This window comes from Acinetobacter sp. WC-743 (assembly GCF_000335555.1).
Taxonomy (GTDB): domain Bacteria; phylum Pseudomonadota; class Gammaproteobacteria; order Pseudomonadales; family Moraxellaceae; genus Acinetobacter; species Acinetobacter bereziniae.
In genome coordinates, this window is the sequence record NZ_AMFQ01000022.1 from 1 (window position 1) to 20,441 (window position 20,441).

A 20,441-nucleotide genomic window follows, 5' to 3' on the forward strand; every position below is an offset into this window, starting at 1 on the left:
CCCTGTTGCTGCACTATAAGTATCTAAGTCTTCATAACTGGACTTATAGGCATTTAGGCTATAACTATCTAAAGTGACTTTATGTAAAGGTTTACTATGAGCTTCACCATCAAAAGGTAATTTTCCTTTATTGAAGAGTTCACCGAAGTCACCCATCATAAACGTGCCACCTTGTACAAAAATCATATTCTTTTTGGTTTTCTCCACCAATTTTTTAATTCTTTGTTGTAACTCAAGATCGTTTTTTTCATTGGTCTTTTGAGCTGTTGAATTGCTATGCGTCTCATTGGTGGTTTTTGCACAAGCAGATAAGGCTAAAGTGGAGAGTAAAATAGCAATTATATTGTGTTTCATCATTTTTAAATAAGACTATCAATATTTTAGTTTTTATCCTAACTGATAATTGGCATGTTATAAAGAAGACTTATTAAAAACTGAATTGAGTCTTTAAATGCTTATATTTTAATGATATTAGCGTTGTTGAGTAACTTGGATTGTACTAAATAAATAGGTTTAAAATGAAAAATCCATGGTATTTCGTTCCTCGTACAAAAGTTGGAGAGCGTGTAAAGAAATATCAGCTTTTTAAAATTGATACTTTTGAACTGAAACGAGTGATCAATCATAATTTTTCGGTTGTGCAGATGAATTCTTCATTTATAGAGTTTATTAATAAAGAATATATTTGGATTGGGAAGTCATTTATCTATTCTTTTCTAATCGGCATTCCTGTGCTTGTAATGAGTATTTTCTTCATATATATGATTTTTTTTGATTATGGTGAAATAGATTACATTATGTGGTTTGGGGCAATATCTATTTTTATTGCAAGCTTATACATTCTTATAACGATGCTTCACCCCCTGATAAGTAAGGAACTTTTTAAGCCTTTATACAATTCGATAATGCTAAATAGGAAGAACAAAGTAGTAACTTTTCATGAAAATAACGAATTTCTGCGATTACAATTAAGTGATCTTTATTTTGATATTGTTCAATCACAAGGTATCGTTGGACTACCTTTGTATGAGTTACATGCCTATATACTTGATGGTGAAGTGATAAAACATGATATACAGTTAGGCATACCGAATATCCATAAAGACTATATAGAAGGCTTTTTATTATTTATCAAAACTTATGTAGAGCAGGGACCTGAACCCTTGTACTACAGAGAAGGGATAGACGACCCTGAGCAAGATTATAAAAGTAAATTAACCTATTGCTATGATATTCAAGAGAAAAAAGAATCCTTGAAGCAAAGTTGGCAAACCGTGTTTATCAATCATTTTCAGACACCACTCTATGCGCTTATTTTTGCTGTACCTGAATTTGTAAGGTTCTTTGGACGACGAATCACCGTTGTTTTTTCAAAGCCATTTTATTGGAGTGAAGCACTAAAAAAGGAGCATGTTGTAGATGAAAATGATCCCTATAGTGTGACAGCAAAAGACAATTTAAAGTTTGGTTTTTTTAGTGTGAAAGAGAAGCAACATGAATAATGAAGCTTTATACATATTCAGTTTAAAACTAAAGATAGCAGATAAAGCACGAGAAGGTGATTTTATCTTAAACCATATTGAATAGGTCAAATATGCTTAATGGTACATTACAATATCCAGTGTATAACAATGCTAGGTACCTAACACCTAAAGAAAAGCAAAATATTCTTTCGAAGAAAATAGCTTATAAATCAAGTGTGTTTCATGGCTATCACTTTGTAAAAATGAACTCTACCTATATGGAATGTGTAAATAACAGCTTCTTTTTAAAAGGTAATTCCTATTTTAATTTGCTTGGAGTTCTTTTTATAGCAGTTCCAGTTATTTTGATTGTTTGGCTCATATTTTTTTATATAACAGTAATTCGTGATGCTGAAAGTTTACTCGGCTTCATCGTCGTTTTTTCTCCAATGCATATTTTATTTTCTTTTATTTTTTATGTTTTTTACAAAGGTTATCAAAATTTTAAAAAGTATGAAAAATTAGGCTATAACTATTATCCAATCCGCTTCAATAGAAAAAATCAAAAAGTCTATGTTTATGATGTCAGTGGTCAAATCTTTTCAGAGAATTGGGAGAAGATTGATTTTATTTTAAATCATCGACTGGGAGGCTACGAGGGCACTTTTTGGGAGATCAAGGGGGTTATCAAGGATAACAATGGCTTGATTACTTACACCTTTGCTTTTGCACTGAGTAAGCATAAAAAGCAAGAAACGCTAGAAATATGGCAGTTTATTAAAGAGTATATGAATAATGGACCTGAAAAGCTTTATTTTAATAAACATACAGTAGGTACGAGTCCTCGTTTAGTACCTGAAAAATTAAGCTATTGTTTAAATATTGAAGCACAGCCTGAGTCTTTAGAAACCAGTCAGGAAATCGTTGCATTAGATTATCAAAGTGAAATTCGATCATTCTACTCAAGGGCAATGATTAAAATTTTAGGTGCAACGCGGAATAAATTTATTCGTGCTGATAAACAACCGAAATGGTCTCAACAAGTTGAAAATGAATGTCAGGTTGATGCTAAAGACCCCTATGTTGTTGATGCTTCGACAACATACCAACTCGATACTTTTGGAAAAATAATCAAATAAAAAAGCCCCGAAGGACTTTCTTATCTCAATAAATTTTTAAGGCATCTGCTGAATCGGACTACCACCTAAAGCTTGCATCAACGTCACATAAGCGTTGTACTGGCTTTGTTTGGTTTGTACCAAAGCCAAACGAGCGCTACGTGTTGTTTCCTGGGCATCCAAAAGATTTTTTAAAGCAATCGCACCATTACGATAACGAACATCAGTCAAACGTTCAGTTTTTTCTGCAAGTTCAAGATTCTTTTGTTGTAGTGCAACTTGTTTATCTAATTCAGTTCGATTCGATAACGCATTTTCCGTGTCTGCAAAAGCTTGATATAGGGTATTGCGGTATTGAACGATGGCTTTTTCATAGTCCAATTCACTGATTTTTAAATTCTTTTGCATATCGTTATATTGTAAAAACGGTAAGCTTAGACTTGCACCTAAAGTAAGCGCAGGATTTTTCAGTAAATTGGTCAGAGAGGTGCTGGTCGAACCTAGATTTCCAGTCAAGCTAATAGATGGATAATAACTTGCTTTGGTCGCATCTTTGGTAGCTAAAGACTCACGTAAACGTAACTCAGCAGCTCTCAAATCTGGACGACGTGACAAAATATCGGCGGGTAAGCCTGCCGCAATTTCAGGTAAACGAATCCGTGGCAACTGTTGAGGTTCTTGAATATTCAACTGTTGTACTGGAATCTGCAATAACACAGCCAAAGCAGTGCGTGCTTCAACACGCTGTTGTTCAATCTGACTTAAACTTGCTTTTTGGCTTTGTACAGACTGCTCAGCTTGGGTTAAATCTAACCCTGAAACAGCACCTGCACGGTATTGGGTGCGCACCAATTCATAGGTTTTTTGGGTAGAGGCTAAGCTTTGTTGTGCAGAGCTATAGCGTTCATTTAAATAACCCAATTGCCAGTATAAGTTTGCGGTTGTACCAATTAAGGTTTGCCCAGTCGCTTGCAAGTCTTGTTCAGTGGCTAAAGACTCCCATTTAGAGGCTTCAGTCTGACGAGCCAATTTACCAAATAAATCAACTTCATAACTTACGCCAGCACTGAGCGATAGACCTCTGGCAGCATCATCACCCGAGTTGAGATCAAAGCTATGTCCAGTTGAAACACTTGAATTGACACGTGGTCCTTGTTGATCACGTGCTAACCCAGCTTTTAATCGTGCAGTTTGTAAATTAATCCCTGCGACAGCCAAATCAGCATTTCGTTCAATCACTTGATTGACCAATTGATTAAGTTGCTTATCGCCAAATAAAGTCCACCATTGGTCTGCATAAAGATCAGCTTGAACTTGTTGAGATTTTGCTTTGCCATAAGCAAAACCATTGGGGATTTGTACCGCAGGTGCTTCATACGGGGTTTTTACCACAGCAGCACATCCCACCAGTGAGCTTCCAAGAATCAAGGCTGTTGCAAGTTTGCTTAAATTCATTTGCATTAATATTTTCCTTATTCTTCGGTTATTCACGTGAAAGTGCATCGACAGGATTCAACTGCGCGGCATTTCGTGCTGGGATAAATCCAAACACCACACCAATCAAAGTTGAACATACAAATGCTGCGATGATCGAAGTACTTGAATACGCCATTTGGAAACTGCCTTTGGCAATATGTCCGATCAACTGTCCAATACCTAATGAAAGTAAGACACCTAATATTCCGCCTAAAATACACACCAAAATCGCTTCAATCAGAAACTGTTGTAGAATATCGCTTTGTCGTGCACCCACCGCCATACGGACCCCAATTTCCTGAGTACGTTCAGTCACGGAAACCAGCATAATATTCATTACGCCGATTCCACCCACCACAAGCGAAATCACTGCAATTGCAGACACCAATAAGGTCATGGTTTGGGTGGTTTGTTCAATAGTTTGACGGATACTGTCAGAGTTTTGTGTAAAGACATCTTGTGCACCGTGGCGCTGTTCTAACAAGCTTAAAATGGCATTTTCAGCCACAGCGGTCGGGTAGGTGTCTTTGACACGAACAATGATGCTACGTACATTAGACTGCCCTAACATGCGACTCATCACGGTTGAGTAAGGGAGATAGACATTTAGGCTATCAGAACTCATAAAGCCTTGTTGTGCATCAATGACTCCGATGATTCGACTCGGAACACTGCCCAATAAAATCACTTGTCCTAACGGGTCAGTGCCATCAGCAAAGAATGTCTTTTTGGTGTTCGAGTCAATCACGACATCCTGCGCACGTTGAGTCACACTTTGTTTGTCAAAAGGTTGACCTGCGACAAACTCTAAACCTCTTACAGTGAAGAAGTCTGCACTTACACCATTTACGGTGGCTGCTGCTTCGGTATCTTTAAATCGCGCTGTAACGCTACTGTTCACTGTTGGGCTAACTGCTTCTACATAGGGCTGTTCAGATAGTGCATCAGCATCTGCGGGCACAAGGGTTTTAAATTGAGCTGTCTTTGAGTTGTCACCAAAGCCTCGACCCTGAAAGACCGTAATAGTATTGGTACCTAAACTGCTGATGTTTTCCAAAATTTGTTTTTGTGAGCCATTTCCGAGTGCAACGACAGACACCACGGATGCAATCCCGATAATGATCCCCAACATGGTCAGGAAAGTGCGCATACGATGTGCATTCATTGCGAGCAAAGCCATACGGAAAGCTTCGGCAAAACGATCTAGTGCTGAACGCCAACGAGATGATTTTTTTCGACTGGATTTGGGCTCTGCATCTGCAACAACCTCAATCACATCGTCATGTTCTGGAACATTAGGCTTATCTGCAATAATATTCCCGTCACTGATTTCAATAATACGTGTCGCATTTTTTGCGACATTCATATCATGTGTAACCAAAATGATGGTATGACCTTTAGCATTTAGCTCGCGCAAGATGCGCATCACTTCGATACCACTATTTTTATCCAATGCGCCTGTTGGCTCATCGGCAAGAATAACATCACCACCATTCATCAAGGCACGGGCAATCGAAACACGCTGTTGCTGACCGCCTGAAAGTTGATTTGGACGGTTTTCAGTTTTTTCACCAAGTCCAAGATCAGTCAGGATTTCATGCGAGCGCTTTTGACGAACAGTGGGGTCCATACCTGCATAAATTGCTGGGACTTCGACGTTTCCAGCAGCATTCAAATCACCCAATAAGTGATAGCGCTGGAAGATAAAGCCAAAATACTCACGACGTAACTGAGCCAGCTCATCAGGTTCAAGTTTACGGGTTTCACGCCCATTTACCTGATAGCTTCCTGATGTTGGCTGATCCAGACAACCCAAAATATTCATCAAGGTCGATTTACCAGAACCAGACTGACCAACGATGGCAACCAACTCACCCGGATAAATCTTTAAATTAATACTTTTTAAAATCTGAATAGTGGATTCACCCGCAGGGAACTCACGTATCAGATTACTAACCTCGAGTAGAGGTTTGATCTGATGATTGTTCTGATCCATGCTTAGAGTCTCATTGGGCCATTTCTGTTGCTACGTTTTGCAGAATCATTCGACGTGTCTGAACCATCGGCGAGAATCACTTGATCACCTTCATTTAAGCCACGTAACACTTCTGCTGTAACACGGTTATTTAAACCAATTAATACTTGTTTACGTTTGGCGCTGCCATCAGCCTGTAAAACACGAACGATTGCAACGGATGCTTTACCTTGATCTAGCAAAGCTTTCTCGTCTGCGGTTAACTCAAGACGCTCTGGGCGATCTGCTGCATTTTGTCCCTCTTTATGGGTTTGACCTTGAGCAGAAGAAGCCGGGCGATTTGAATTTGCACCAGATTGACCATTTGATTTATTGGCACGTTGTGGGCGATTTGAGGCTTGAAGTGCAGCTGCAGGAACAGTCAAAGCATTTTTAGCTTCCGCTAAAATATTATAAACCTGAGCTGTCATATCAATACGCAACTTGCCATCATCATTTGGCACATCGAAGAGCGCATTATAATAAATCGCAGTGCTTGATGACGATGATGAAGAATTGCTGGTTGTTTCTGTATTGATTGATTCAGGTGCAGGCTCTACTTGACGGAGTGTTGCATAACGTTTTTTCTCACTGTCTCCCAGTGTTGTGAAATAAACTTTTTGACCTTCCTGAACTTTCATGACATCAGCTTCTGATACTTGGGCTTTGATGGTCATGGTGTCAAGTTTAGCAAGCTTCACAATCGTTGGAGCGCTTTGATTCGCGTTAACGGTTTGACCTTCTTCAGTCACAATTGCAACCACAGTACCATCCATCGGCGCAACAATACGGGTATAGCCTAAGTTTTCTTGTGAGGTTGCCAGTGTCAGTTTAGATTGTTCAATTTGCGCATTCATCGATGCAATATCGGCTTGTGCTGTCTTAAACGCAGCCAACGCACTGTCGTAATCAGCCTTAGATGTCGCATCTTGTGCATACATATTCTTCTGACGATTATATTCAGCTTCAGCCTTGGCTAAAGTGGCTTGTTTTGTGGTCAATTGTGCCTGTTGGTTTTTAATACTTGCTTCTGCTGTTTTTAAATCGTTGGTTTGTCGTACAGAATCAATTTGTGCGATCAATTGTCCTTGTTTGACTTGATCTCCCAGCTTTACATACATTTTTTTGACCTGACCAGAAACCTGTGCACCCACACTGACCATTTTGGTTGCTTCCAAGTCGCCTGTTGCAAGTACAGAATCTTCAATATCTCCACGGGTTACTTCAGCAGTAATATACTGAGGCTGTGTATTTTTTGGTTTTAATGTGTACCATGCGATTGCTGCGACGATCGCTACACAGGCCGCTATAAAAATGGCTTTGGCTGGTTTTATTTTTGGCATAGCAATAATGAGACTGAGAGAAAAATTGATCAAATTATAATGATGAATTAAGGATAAAGCGTGAATTTTTTATAATAAATAGAAATGAGAATTATTCTAGTTGATCTTTATGCTTAAAAATTAAGCATTGATAAATAAAGACTTTCCACACAACTCTGCAATACATTGTTGAATGATATGTTCGGGTTTTTCTTGACTTAGCCCTTTAATTGCTGCATCAATGCGTAATAAAAGTGTCGGCCATGTTAAAAACGATTGCGGATTTAAACGTCTAAGTGCTTGTTGGTACAAAGAAATTTTTGTTTTCCAAATGCCAAGTTGTAAAGCATTTTGTGGCTGTTCATACAATTGCATCAAAAGACGCATTTCTTTACTAATGGTCCATAAAATTAAACTATCAGGTTCTCCAGACTCCAAAAGATATTGGAAAATCTTAATGGCTAAAGCTAAATTTCCAGCGATCAATGCATCGCTTAAATCAAAAGTGCTGTAACGGGATTGATCTTGTAAGCATTGTTGTAAATGGTCAATTTCAATCTGTTTTTGATCAGGGAATGTATCTGCAACACGCATTAAACTGTTTTTAGCAGCCAATAAATTGTGTTCATGATGTTGTTCAAGCCATACCCATGCATCTTGATTGAGTTGAATACCAAGTTGTTCTGCTTCGATTACCAAGATGCGCTGACGGTCTTGTGGATAATTCGCCGTCAATGCAACTACCACACCGTTGGCTTCAACCGTTTGGAAGAAAGCAGATTTTAAACTGCTTGAATCCTGCTTTGGCATCACGATTACAAGTAAATTGTGTTCGTTATGTTGAATATATTGTTTGAGTTGTTTCAATCCATTGGCATCTGGCTTGATATTGCCATGCACTTCAAGCGCGAGATGCTGTGAAAATAAAGACAGACTGTTTAAAGCATTAAAAACATTTTTCCAGTCTGAAACACTATTTAAATCATGACGCTGTCTTTCAATTTCATGCTTTGCCCAGCTTTTTCTTAATGCATCAAGCAAATTTTGCTCTAACAGTGGCTCTTGACCATGTAAAATCCAAACACCGCGCGCTTCATCAACACGTTTAAGGGCTTGTAAATAGTCAAGTTTCATAAGTTTATTGTGCTACTGGTTGGGTGGTAATATTTCTAGCTTTCGGTAAGCGGTTGGCTGCAATTTGACGAGACATTTGTTGAGCGATGTCATCAATCAAAATTTGGCTTAAATATTTATATTGTTGATCATCGGTATTGACTGTCGCAACATCATATTGATAACTACGAGAGGCAGTCAATGTACGAGGTTCTGTAATTGGATTTCCTTGTTTGTCCTCAATCTGGAAAGTTACAGTGAGACGCAGTAAGGTTTCAACCAATTTACCATTGAGCTCATGGCGTACAGGTTTGTAACTGAGTACACGTAACACATAGGCATCATTCGCATTACTGAGTTGGACACCCGTTGCAGTCAAATAAACACTGAGTTTTTTCTCAAGATCTTCTGTATTTTCAGGTAGAACCAACTGTAGTTTGGTATAAACCAAAGGCGTTGCTTGGGTATTGGTTCCCTTTAAATGAAAGCCACAACCGACTAAGCCCGCACTCAGACCCAAAGTTAATACAACTGCTGCAACACGTTGAACCAAATGCATGCTTTGTCCTCATGATATTTCATTAAAATATGAAATATTTAATCTTGATAAATTGACCACATTTTAGAATCAAAGCCCGTTGAATGACAACGGGCTTTGTTTGGGTTTTGTTTATCGCATTAAGTCTCCCTCTTTTTAAAGAGGGGTTAGGGGAGATTTTTTCATAAAATCCCTCCAAACCTCCCTCTTAGAAAGAGAGGCTTAAAACTTTTAAACCACCAAATTCACTAATTTATTCGGCACAACAATTTCTTTCTTGGTTGGACCCGTCAAGAACTGTTGGACTTCTGGAAGTGCTTTCGCTAAGGTCAATAACTCATCTTTTGATGCATCTACAGACACTTCTAACTTACCACGAAGCTTACCATTTACCTGAACCACAATAGTTTGTGTATTACGAGTGAGTGCTGACTCATCCACAGTCGGGAACAAGACCGAAGTCAAGTCAACATTAAACTCAGCCAATAAAGTTTGACTTAAGTGTGGTGCAAAAGGTGCAAGCAAGGTCAATAGGGTAATAATCGCTTCACGTTCAACAGCGACATCATTGTCATCTTTTGCTTCAAACTTATTGCTGGCATTGAGTAATTCCATCAATGCTGCAATGGCTGTATTGAATGCATGACGACGTTCAATATCATCACCTACCTTTTGAATGGTTTCGTGAGTTTTACGACGTAAATCTTGTGCTTCTGTTGAAAGTTTAGCTGCATCAATCGCAGTTGCAGTATTGCCTTTTTCAAGGAACCCAGCTACCAAACGCCAAACACGTTTTAAGAAACGGTTTGCCCCTTCAACACCTGCATCCGACCATTCCAATGATTGATCAGGTGGCGCAGCAAACATCATAAATACGCGGGCAGTATCTGCGCCGTATTGGTCAATAATTGCTTGTGGATCGATGCCGTTATTTTTTGACTTCGACATTTTTTCTTGCCCACCAACGACAACTTCTTGTCCATCGCCATTATATTTAGCAGAAAGTATGCGACCTTTTTCGTCTTTTTCTAACTCAATATCCGCAGGGTTGAACCAGGTTTTTTTACCACTTTCAGCTTCACGGTAGAATGTGTCCGCCAAGACCATGCCTTGAGTGAGTAAGTTGGTGAATGGTTCGTTGCCTTGAACCACGCCTTCATCACGCATTAACTTATGGAAGAAACGTGCATAAAGAAGATGAAGAATGGCATGTTCTACACCGCCAATATATTGGTTCACTGGCAACCATGACTGTGCAGCTTCAGGTTTTACCATACCACCAGTAAAATCAGGAGAAGCATAACGCGCATAGTACCAAGAGGATTCAACGAATGTATCCAAAGTATCCGTTTCACGACGGGCATCACCGCCACAGCTTGGACATTTTGTTTGATAGAATTCAGGCATTTTGTTTAAAGGATTACCTGAACCATCTGGTACCACATCTGTTGGAAGCACAACAGGGAGTTGGTCTTCAGGAACAGTGACTTGACCACACTGGTCACAGTTAATCATTGGAATTGGGCAACCCCAGTAACGTTGACGAGAAACACCCCAGTCACGTAAACGGAATTGAACTTTAGAACTTGCCAATGATTGTGGTTCTAATTTTGCAAGAAAAGCGTCAAAAGCAGCTTGGAATGTTAAGCCATCAAATTCGCCAGAATTAACCAATTTACCTTCTTTAGAACCGTACCACTCTTGCCACGCTGATGCAGAATATTCGGCATCATCTGCACCTTTGGCATCGATGACTTGTTTAATTGGCAAATTAAATTTATTGGCAAACTCAAAGTCACGTTCATCGTGCGCAGGAACAGCCATGACTGCACCTGAGCCGTAGGACATCAATACATAGTTGGCAATCCAGACTGGAATTTCTTCACCAGTCACAGGATGCTTCACCGATAAGCCTGTTGCCATGCCTTTCTTTTCAGCGGTTGCCAAGTCTGCTTCTGCCACTGAACCCATGCGACATTCTTCAATAAATGCAGCAAGTTCAGGCTGTCCAGCTTCTGATTGGATCGCGGCAGCTTTCAACGCCATTGGATGTTCAGCTGCAACTGCAACATAGGTTACACCCATGAGCGTGTCAGCACGTGTGGTATAAACCGTCAAACCATCGGCATAAACTTCTGGGTTCGCAGACGGGAAGGTGATGTCCATACCCGTTGAACGACCAATCCAGTTACGCTGCATGGTCAATACTTGTTGTGGCCAACCGTCTTTTAGTGTGTCGAGATCATCTAAGAGTTCTTGCGCATAGTCTGTGATGCGGAAGTAGTACATTGGAATATCACGCTTTTCTACCAATGCACCTGAGCGCCAGCCACGACCGTTTTCAACTTGCTCATTGGCAAGAACAGTCTGGTCAACTGGATCCCAGTTTACTGTAGAGAGTTTGCGATAAATCAGTCCTTTTTTATACAGTTGGACAAATAACCATTGTTCCCAGTGATAATATTCTGGTGTACATGTTGCAAATTCACGGTCCCAATCAACAGACAAACCAAGTTTTTTCAATTGGTCGCGCATATATGCGATGTTTTCAAACGTCCATTTTGCAGGCGCAACTTGATGTGCAATTGCTGCATTTTCAGCAGGCAAACCAAAAGCATCCCAACCCATAGGTTGCAGGACAGTTTCACCCTTGAGACGGTGAAAACGACTAATCACATCGCCAATCGTATAGTTCCGCACATGACCCATATGCAGTTTGCCACTTGGATAAGGGAACATCGAGAGGATATAACGACGTGGACCTTCTACAGTGTCGGCAACTTTAAACGATTTACGATCTTCCCAGTCTTTCTGGACTTGAGGTTCAATCGCACTAGCTTGATATTCAGGATCAATATGAGTAGTCATAAACGTATTTTGAGAACAATGGTTAAAAAACTGTGTTGCACAGCATAGCGCAAAATACACCTAAAAGTGAATTTTGCGCGTTTTTAAATATGAAAAACTTGCAATTTTGTTCTTAATTGAACTAGCGAAGCGTTGAATCGCTATTGGTATTATTTTGTGGAATCACTGTAGGTTGTTGTAGCTGTGGTGGATTCACGACAGGAACATTATTTACAGGTTGTCCATTTTGAGGAGCATTTTGCTGCGTATTGGATGGATTGTTTTGTGGGGCTGTCTGTTGGGCTGTAGGTTGGTTGGTCGGTGAAGGCGTTCCACGATAACCATAAGTGTCGACTTTAGTTTTATTGCGTGCATTTTTAGGTGGTGGCGTCGTGGTGTAATGGGTAGAGCCGTTACTGTCGACCCACTTATAATACTGTTTTGCATGACTGGTTGCAGCAGTCACAGACAACAAAGCAAAAATGGTCGATACAAAAACTGTGTGTGTAAAGCGTTGGTGTTGTTTCATGGTGCAGAACCTTTGCGTCAATTTTTATTCAGACTAAAGCTAGAAATAGTTATAGCGTCTAATATACAACGGATTGTTTTAGCTTGATCTGGATATTTTTTAAATTGTATTTATTTTATACAAAAATATAAGTTTTAAAATAATTCTTTTGCAATTTTATTGGGTTATATCTGTGTTCTCTTATACGGAAACACGAGGTTTAGTGTTGGGTGACATAGAATATCCTCCTCACCCAACACTAAATTTTTATTTCTCTTTTGAATAAAAGCCATGGTTTTTTTTCATTAAAATCATTGTATATCATCTTGATATTCAATAAATGTGATCTTGACTGAAACTATATTTTGCTATCGTCATCTTTTAATTTCTATTCATGGCAGAGTTGTTTTAACTTGGACCGTTGCTATTACTGGTTTTCCGTCTATCAGAACAGGTTGGTGTTGATCATTGGCGAGCAAGACACCTATTGTATGTTCTCCAGCAGGTTCAGTGCAGGCACCAAAATTGGCTTTGATAAGTGGACCTCCAAAATCACTGTTCATACTGTTATACGAACGGTTGGGTAAATTACAGCTATCACCTTGTGGATCAATCTTCATATGAATATGACCACAATGTGAATCATTGCCACACTGCCCCGCAGGTAATAATTTAAAATTACTACTTACGATGACTCCGATCGCACGCTCAGAGTCATTGCCTAAAGGGATTACTGAGTGAGGAATAGGCCATACAATCTGTAATTTGGCAGATTCAACTTGAGGTGTTGTTGGTTTGGGTTGCGCCATTGCTGGATTGATTGACCCAACGTATAGTGCGAGTGAATAAAAAAGAGTGGACGTAGAGAGTAATGTTTTAAAAGAATACATAGGCTTACCGTTGTTTTTGTTGAGTTGAAATTTTAATGTAATCAGTGCATACATTGTGAAAATAGCATATCGTATAACCGCAACGAATTGCAATAGAGGAGAGTTATGACTCAATCGTCTTCAGATAAGTCAGCAGTATCAAGTACACGTACTACTTATCATCATGGTCACTTACGTGAAGCTTTAATTGAAGCCGCAGTACAATTGATTGATGAACAAGGGGTGGAGAAACTGAGTGTACGTGAGACCGCTAAACGTGCAGGTGTGTCTCCAGGTGCACCTTTTCGTCATTTTGCAACTCGTACTGCATTACTTACAGCTGTAGCTGAACAGGCAACAGAGCGCTTAGAGCTAGAAGTGCAACAAATGATGCACGCAGTAGAGGAGCAACCGCCATTGGTACGTTTCGCCACTATTGGTCGGAGCTATCTAAAGTGGGCGGCAACTTACCCCGTACACTTTCGTATTATCAGTGATCGTTCACTCATCGATTATGAGAGTTCCGACAAGTTAATATCCAGCAATACGAACATTCGTCATTTGATGCAACGATTGTTAAGAGATGCGTTTGGTGAGCAGATGGATGAACATAATCAGGCATTGGCAATCATAACAGCTCGTGCATTGGTGTATGGCTTAGCAAGAATGATGGTGGATGGTCATTTCCCAGAATGGGGGATAGCACAACAAACAACAGAACAGACAGTGGAGGAAATATTAGATTTTTTTGTTAAACATTTGTCTAAAATGTAATCATAACGTGAATTTGATGGAATTAAATCTTCAACTTATTGAAAAATAATAAATCTATGTGGGTTTTTGCTGAATTTTTATCCGATTTTGGATGAGGGGCGGAGCTCCGCAAGGGCTCGCCATACTTGTTTTGGCATGAGGAGCGAAGCTCCGTAAGCGCCACCATCAATATAGTTTCATTTCTCTTGATCAATAAAATGAAGGCGATCAATAGATTATTTGATAATCTAAAGCTTGCACTGCCACGCTTTAGTGCTAAAGTTTAAATTCTTTTGCGTAGGCGATGCCTCACTTTTCAGAGATGAAAAGTGACAAAAATCTTTCGTTGAGCGAGGGGTACATCCTTTACCCCCGCTCAACATGGCGACATCCATGTCGCCTCACGATAGCAAGACCATCAATGATTCAAAAAGTACAAAATAAATGAATCATCCAAATCACTTGTATGAATAGTCAGGCGGTTTGACTGTATCATCTTTCATCAAGGATTTTTATCGAACTCAGGTTAATCATATTATTTAGCGATATATCAAAAACGTTATTGATATATCAAAAACGTTATTGATCGGAATGTAATAAATACTTTAAGTGAAGTTTTAGAGTATTTTGATCATTATTATTTTGGCTAGAAAAAAATAGTGTACCTGAATGAATTTTTATATCAATTTTACAAAACCATCGTTATTTGGTGAGAGGGTATTTTTCATACAAAAATATAAGTTTTAAAATAATTCTTTTGCAATTTTATTGAGTTATAAGTGATTGAAATTTTATTTATAATACACTTAAAAAAAAGGAATAGTTTTAAAAATAATCGGTTGGTAAATAATCAATAAAAACCTTATGAGAAACCTTGACTTTGTTCGCTAAAACTACAAAAATGCTTGCTCAAGTTTCAGATGTTTTTTTCGATCACCCTTCGAATAAAAGTATCAAAGCAAGCAATAACATTTTCTCTAAGCCGAGAAAATGACCAATACCGAAACATGTTTATCCCAACATATTTCAGTGATTCATACAGCCCACACGGTTGCGTGACGATTTATTTTTTTATTGCTGCAAAAACGAGTCAATATGTGTGCTATAACAGAGCGCACAATCAATGAATGAAACACAGTCTATGTCTCCCATAGTGCTGTGGAAAAAAGATTAGGGTGAATACGTTGGAACTTTTATCTGGTGGTGAAATGCTTGTTCGTGCATTGGCGGACGAAGGCGTTGAACATGTTTTTGGATACCCAGGCGGCGCAGTATTACATATTTATGATGCGCTATTTAAACAAGATAAAATTAATCATTACCTCGTGCGTCATGAGCAAGCTGCTGGTCACATGGCAGATGCATACTCACGCGTGACAGGTAAAACAGGTGTCGTACTGGTCACTTCTGGACCTGGCGCAACCAATACCGTAACACCAATCGCCACAGCTTATATGGACTCAATCCCAATGGTGATTTTGTCTGGACAGGTTGCAAGCCATCTGATTGGTGAAGACGCATTCCAAGAAACAGATATGGTGGGGATTTCTCGTCCAATCGTAAAACATAGTTTCCAAGTGCGTCATGCAAGTGAAATTCCTGCAATAATTAAAAAAGCATTTTATATCGCTTCTTCTGGACGTCCGGGTCCTGTTGTTGTTGATATTCCAAAGGATGCGACCAATCCTGCAGAAAAATTTGCGTATGAATATCCTGAAAAAGTAAAAATGCGTTCTTACCAGCCTCCGCATAGAGGTCATTCAGGTCAAATTCGTAAAGCAATTGATGAATTGGTGAATGCAAAGCGCCCAGTGATTTATACAGGTGGTGGTGTTGTTCAGGGCAATGCTTCTGAATTACTCACGGAATTGGCGCATTTATTAAATTATCCAGTGACCAATACCTTGATGGGTTTAGGTGCTTTTTCTGGAAATGATCCGCAATTCGTAGGCATGCTCGGAATGCATGGTACTTACGAAGCCAATATGACCATGGCAAATGCTGACGTTATTTTAGCAATCGGCGCACGTTTTGATGACCGTGTAACCAACAATCCTGCTAAATTCTGTCCAAATGCTAAAGTCATTCATATTGATATTGACCCTGCGACCATTTCGAAAACGATTATGGCGCATATTCCAATCGTGGGTGCGGTAGAACCTGTACTTCAAGAGATGTTGGTTCAGTTGAAGCAAATGAATGTTTCAAAGCCAAATCCAGAAGCGATTGCAGATTGGTGGACACAAATCAATGAATGGCGCAAAGTTCATGGTTTGAAGTATGAAGCAGGTCAAGATGGTGTGATGAAGCCACAACAAGTGGTTGAAGCATTGGATAAGATTACCAATAGTCAAGCAATCATTACTTCTGATGTTGGTCAACATCAAATGTTTGGTGCCTTGTATTATAAGTATACTCGCCCACGCCAATGGATTAACTCAGGTGGTTTGGGGACAATGGGTGTAGGTTTGCCTTATGCAATGGCGGCAAAATTGGCATTCCCAGATCAACAGGTGGTGTGTATTACAGGTGAAGCATCTATTCAGATGTGTATCCAAGAGCTTTCTACATGTAAGCAATACGGCTTAAATGTGAAAATTCTTTGCTTAAATAACCGTGCTTTAGGAATGGTTAAACAGTGGCAAGATATGAACTATGAAGGACGCCATTCAAGTTCTTATGTTGAATCTTTACCTGATTTTCCAAAACTTATGGAAGCATACGGGCATGTTGGTATCCAGATTGACCATGCAGATGAGCTTGAATCTAAGCTTCAAGAAGCGATGGCGATCGAAGATAAATGTGTGTTTATCAATGTCATGGTTGACCGTACAGAGCATGTATATCCAATGCTGATTGCAGGTCAGTCAATGAAAGATATGTGGTTATCTAAAGGGGAGCGTACTGAATGAGACATATTATTTCTGTACTCGTTGAAAACGAAGCTGGTGCGCTTTCTCGTTTGGTGGGGTTGTTTTCTCAACGTAACTACAACATCGAAACTTTAAATGTAGCACCAACTGAAGATCCAACCATGTCGCGTTTGACATTGACGACTTATGGTGATGATCACAAGATCGAGCAGATTACCAAGCAACTCAACAAATTGGTTGAGGTGGTTAAGGTGGTTGATCTGTCTGAGGGTGCGCACATTGAGCGTGAACTGATGCTGATTAAAGTCAAAGCATTAGGTTCTGCACGTGCTGAGATCAAACGCACTGCGGATATTTTCCGTGCGCAAATTGTCGATGTAACACCAACGACTTATACCATTCAGATTGCGGGTACAACAGAAAAAATTGACGGCTTTATTGATGCGCTTGCAGAGAACACAATTTTAGAAGTGGTTCGTTCTGGCGTATCAGGTATTGCTCGCGGTGAAAAAGTTCTTTCACTGTAATTTATTCAACCCTTAATTAATTATTTGATTTTTTATTCCCTCATGTATAACCTCTTCTCGGAATAGAAGAGGGACTTAGACTAGAAGATTCCAAACAAAAATCTTCAGGATAAGAAGAGGAAACACAGCATTATAGCGGAGACAGCAATGCAAATTTTTTATGATAAAGACTGCGACTTATCTATCATCCAAGGTAAAAAAGTAGCGATCATTGGCTACGGTTCACAAGGTCACGCACATGCGCTTAACCTTAAAGATTCAGGTGTAGACGTTACTGTTGGTTTACGTGCTGGTTCAACTTCTTGGAAAAAAGCTGAGAATGCAGGTCTTAAAGTTGCTGAAGTTCCAGCTGCTGTTGCTCAAGCTGATTTAGTCATGATTTTGACGCCGGATGAGTTCCAATCACAACTTTATCGTGATGTGATTGAACCAAACATCAAAGAAGGCGCAACTTTGGCATTTGCTCATGGTTTCTCTGTTCTTTATAACCAAGTTGTTCCGCGTAAAGATTTAGATGTAATCATGGTTGCACCAAAAGCGCCTGGTCACACTGTACGTTCAGAGTTCCAACGTGGTTCAGGTGTTCCTGATTTGATCGCTATCCATCAAGATGCTTCTGGTAATGCACGTAATGTTGCACTTTCTTATGCTTCTGGCGTAGGTGGTGGTCGTACAGGAATCATCGAAACTTCATTCCGTGAAGAAACTGAAACTGACTTATTCGGTGAGCAAGCAGTTCTTTGTGGTGGTGCGGTTGAATTGGTTAAAATGGGTTATGAAACGCTTGTTGAAGCGGGTTATGCACCAGAAATGGCTTATTTCGAATGCTTACACGAACTTAAATTAATCGTTGATTTGATGTTCGAAGGCGGTATCGCAGACATGAACTATTCAGTATCAAACAATGCTGAATATGGTGAATATGTGACTGGTGTTGAAGTGATCAACGAGCAATCACGTGAAGCGATGCGTAATGCGCTTAAACGTATCCAATCTGGTGAATATGCGAAGATGTTCATTCAAGAAGGTGCGTTGAACTATCCATCAATGACTGCTCGCCGTCGTCAAAATGCAGCGCACGGTATCGAAGTAACAGGTTCTAAGTTACGTGCAATGATGCCTTGGATTCAAGCGAACAAAATCGTTGATAAAGAAAAGAACTAATTTTTAGTTTTACCAAAGCCCACTCATTTGAGTGGGTTTTTTTATGTTATATTTTAGATAAATTGAATAATAAAGTCGCACAAAATGGTATTAAAAAAACAATTTACCTTGATTGGTTTGCTGAGTTATTTTGCTATAAGTTTGACGTTTGCGCAAAATATAGTTGTAGAAGCTACTCGGCATACATCTCAGTCTGAATCGAGTAATGTTCAAAATTTGGAAAAGAATGTGCTTGATGAAAAGCTTGCCTATGATGCTTTAGAAAAAGCCAATCAGTATTTAATCGCGGGACATCCGCAGCAGGCGATTGTAACCTTACATACTGCAATTCAATATTTTGAAAAATATCAAAATAGTCGTCAATATGTCCTTTATGCTGCCAGCGGAACAGCTGAAACCTTACTGTATCTAACGCTTGATATCGGAAAGCAAAAAGATATTAGAGTCTTTTCAGGAACTTGGGCTGACTTATATTTTCAAACAGCTTATGCCTATATTGAAATGAGTGATTGGAGCAATGCACAGTCTGCGTTACAAAAAGCATTGTTATTGTCTCCTTTTAATAGTGGGTATTTAAAAGAACTGGGATTTATTCAGCAAGCACAAAAACAGTGGCAAGCATCATTAGAAAGTTTTAAAGCAGCTGAAGAGTATGTGTATTTGGTTGAGCCTGAGCAGAAAAGATTGGCGATTCAGCAGGGTGTAAGGCGTAGTCTAGGAGTGAGTTTAATTGAATTAAATCAACTGGATGAAGCGGTTAAATATTTTAATCAGGTGTTAGAAGCTGATCCGTCTGACTCAAAGGCGCGTAATGAATTAAAATACATTGATGAGTTGAAGAAAAAAGGTGATATTGCCAAACAGCCAATTGGTCGCGTTTAGATTTCGATCTTTTAAATCATCTAAGGGTCGCAATAATTAACTTATGAAAAATTATTTTGTGATAAATTACACATTATTGATTATCGTTGAATATGGTTTTGAATCATGAAATTTAAACTTTTTCTCACTATGATGACTTTGTCTATTTCATGTTTTAGTTATGCTGAAACTCAGTCTACTTCTGTACAGGCAAATACCAGTTTAAAGCCATTAAGTGGTGTGCGTGTGTCGATGCAGCGTATGCTTAAATCAGGTGAAGGTCGTTATTATATGAACCTTTATGCAGGGATTGCACATCCGCATGGCGTACTGACTGATTTAATGAATGGTACAACGATAGACTTTAAAGGAACTCAAAAAGGCGATCAGTTAGATTTAAAATCACTGGCTTCAGAAGCAGATAACACGACTGTTGGCAAGTATCAACTGACAGGTTTGTTGAATGCAAATAGTGGATTGTTTAAAGCTACACTTTTAGAAGCAGGCAAAACAGCTAGGCAATCCATACAATTTGAACCTGCTTTTAAGGTCGTGAATAAACCAGTTTTTATCTTTAAATTCTATGGTCAGGACGATGCCAATAGCCCATTTGGCAAAACTTTAAAACGTGTAGATGTATTGAATAAAAACAACAATACTGTCGTGCAAAGCCTTACTGGGTTTACAGGCTATCCAAACAGTGTCGGTTATATGGATATCAATTTTGATGGTTATTATGATGTAATTGTTTCTGACTTATCTCAAGGGCGCACAGTAGAGGATAAACGCTATATTTACTGGATGTATAATCCAAAAACTCAACAGTTTCAGCGTTCTCCACAACTGGAAAAGATTGCAGGCTTTCCGAACCTGCATGGTGAAAAGCAACAGATTGATTTTGGCAATGGACAAGTTTACCAAGTGGAAAACGGTCTACTCATTCGCGTGAAAGGTGATCAGTGATTGGTCAAAAAACTGTCATAAAATAATCATTA

At 39.2% G+C, this 20,441-nt stretch carries 16 protein-coding genes and 1 pseudogene; 8 read left to right on the top strand and 9 right to left on the bottom strand.

Going from position 1 to position 20,441, the window contains the following annotated elements; all coding sequences use genetic code 11:
- Positions 1-354 (bottom strand): annotated as a pseudogene (locus ACINWC743_RS03220) (hypothetical protein); the annotation flags it as partial.
- A 164-nt stretch (positions 355-518) separates the two neighbouring features.
- On the opposite strand from ACINWC743_RS03220, the gene ACINWC743_RS03225 reads away from it, so the two are divergent.
- Complete coding sequence (locus ACINWC743_RS03225) at positions 519-1,502, top strand: hypothetical protein (RefSeq protein ID WP_009584364.1); 984 nt, start codon at positions 519-521, stop codon at positions 1,500-1,502.
- A 92-nt stretch (positions 1,503-1,594) separates the two neighbouring features.
- Positions 1,595-2,602, top strand: coding sequence for a DUF6708 domain-containing protein (locus tag ACINWC743_RS03230; RefSeq protein ID WP_035300167.1), 1,008 nt, complete (start codon positions 1,595-1,597; stop codon positions 2,600-2,602).
- A gap of 36 nt (positions 2,603-2,638) precedes the next feature.
- Here ACINWC743_RS03230 and ACINWC743_RS03235 read toward each other — a convergent pair whose 3' ends face one another.
- The 8 genes from ACINWC743_RS03235 to ACINWC743_RS03270 form a co-directional block, all read right to left on the bottom strand.
- Positions 2,639-4,042, bottom strand: coding sequence for an efflux transporter outer membrane subunit (locus tag ACINWC743_RS03235; protein ID WP_009584410.1), 1,404 nt, complete (start codon positions 4,040-4,042; stop codon positions 2,639-2,641).
- A 22-nt stretch (positions 4,043-4,064) separates the two neighbouring features.
- Positions 4,065-6,053, bottom strand: a complete 1,989-nt coding sequence (locus tag ACINWC743_RS03240; RefSeq protein WP_009584406.1) for a MacB family efflux pump subunit — start codon at positions 6,051-6,053, stop codon at positions 4,065-4,067.
- A gap of 2 nt (positions 6,054-6,055) precedes the next feature.
- The gene (locus ACINWC743_RS03245) at positions 6,056-7,414 is read right to left on the bottom strand and encodes a MacA family efflux pump subunit (RefSeq protein ID WP_009584429.1); all 1,359 of its coding nucleotides are present in this window, start codon (positions 7,412-7,414) and stop codon (positions 6,056-6,058) included.
- A 120-nt stretch (positions 7,415-7,534) separates the two neighbouring features.
- Positions 7,535-8,527: a DNA polymerase III subunit delta gene (holA, locus tag ACINWC743_RS03250; RefSeq protein ID WP_004825040.1), complete on the bottom strand. Its 993-nt coding sequence runs from the start codon at positions 8,525-8,527 to the stop codon at positions 7,535-7,537.
- 4 nt (positions 8,528-8,531) lie between these two features.
- A complete protein-coding gene (gene lptE, locus ACINWC743_RS03255; protein WP_004825039.1) occupies positions 8,532-9,065 on the bottom strand; it encodes an LPS assembly lipoprotein LptE in 534 nt (177 codons plus the stop codon).
- A 210-nt stretch (positions 9,066-9,275) separates the two neighbouring features.
- Positions 9,276-11,912, bottom strand: coding sequence for a leucine--tRNA ligase (leuS, locus tag ACINWC743_RS03260; RefSeq protein WP_009584394.1), 2,637 nt, complete (start codon positions 11,910-11,912; stop codon positions 9,276-9,278).
- A gap of 121 nt (positions 11,913-12,033) precedes the next feature.
- Positions 12,034-12,420 carry a DUF4124 domain-containing protein gene (locus tag ACINWC743_RS03265; RefSeq protein WP_005033900.1) on the bottom strand — a complete coding sequence of 129 codons (387 nt, stop codon included), beginning with the start codon at positions 12,418-12,420 and terminating at the stop codon, positions 12,034-12,036.
- A 371-nt stretch (positions 12,421-12,791) separates the two neighbouring features.
- Complete coding sequence (locus tag ACINWC743_RS03270; RefSeq protein ID WP_009584370.1) at positions 12,792-13,208, bottom strand: hypothetical protein; 417 nt, start codon at positions 13,206-13,208, stop codon at positions 12,792-12,794.
- A 186-nt stretch (positions 13,209-13,394) separates the two neighbouring features.
- Here ACINWC743_RS03270 and ACINWC743_RS03275 point away from each other — a divergent pair, with 186 nt between their 5' ends.
- The 6 genes from ACINWC743_RS03275 to ACINWC743_RS03300 all read left to right on the top strand — a co-directional run bounded on the left by ACINWC743_RS03275 (position 13,395) and on the right by ACINWC743_RS03300 (position 20,409).
- On the top strand, positions 13,395-14,042 hold the full coding sequence (locus ACINWC743_RS03275) for a TetR/AcrR family transcriptional regulator (RefSeq protein ID WP_009584425.1): 648 nt from the start codon (positions 13,395-13,397) through the stop codon (positions 14,040-14,042).
- A 1,163-nt stretch (positions 14,043-15,205) separates the two neighbouring features.
- Positions 15,206-16,933, top strand: a complete 1,728-nt coding sequence (locus ACINWC743_RS03280; protein WP_009584413.1) for an acetolactate synthase 3 large subunit — start codon at positions 15,206-15,208, stop codon at positions 16,931-16,933.
- The gene (gene ilvN / locus ACINWC743_RS03285) at positions 16,930-17,421 is read left to right on the top strand and encodes an acetolactate synthase small subunit (protein WP_004825027.1); all 492 of its coding nucleotides are present in this window, start codon (positions 16,930-16,932) and stop codon (positions 17,419-17,421) included. The genes ACINWC743_RS03280 and ilvN overlap by 4 nt, the downstream gene beginning before the upstream one ends.
- A 147-nt stretch (positions 17,422-17,568) precedes the next feature.
- The gene (ilvC, locus tag ACINWC743_RS03290; protein ID WP_004825025.1) at positions 17,569-18,585 is read left to right on the top strand and encodes a ketol-acid reductoisomerase; all 1,017 of its coding nucleotides are present in this window, start codon (positions 17,569-17,571) and stop codon (positions 18,583-18,585) included.
- Positions 18,586-18,669: 84 nt separating this feature from the next.
- Positions 18,670-19,467, top strand: a complete 798-nt coding sequence (locus tag ACINWC743_RS03295) for a tetratricopeptide repeat protein (RefSeq protein WP_009584426.1) — start codon at positions 18,670-18,672, stop codon at positions 19,465-19,467.
- A 105-nt stretch (positions 19,468-19,572) separates the two neighbouring features.
- Positions 19,573-20,409, top strand: a complete 837-nt coding sequence (locus ACINWC743_RS03300) for an XAC2610-related protein (protein WP_009584384.1) — start codon at positions 19,573-19,575, stop codon at positions 20,407-20,409.
- Positions 20,410-20,441 lie beyond the last annotated feature (32 nt).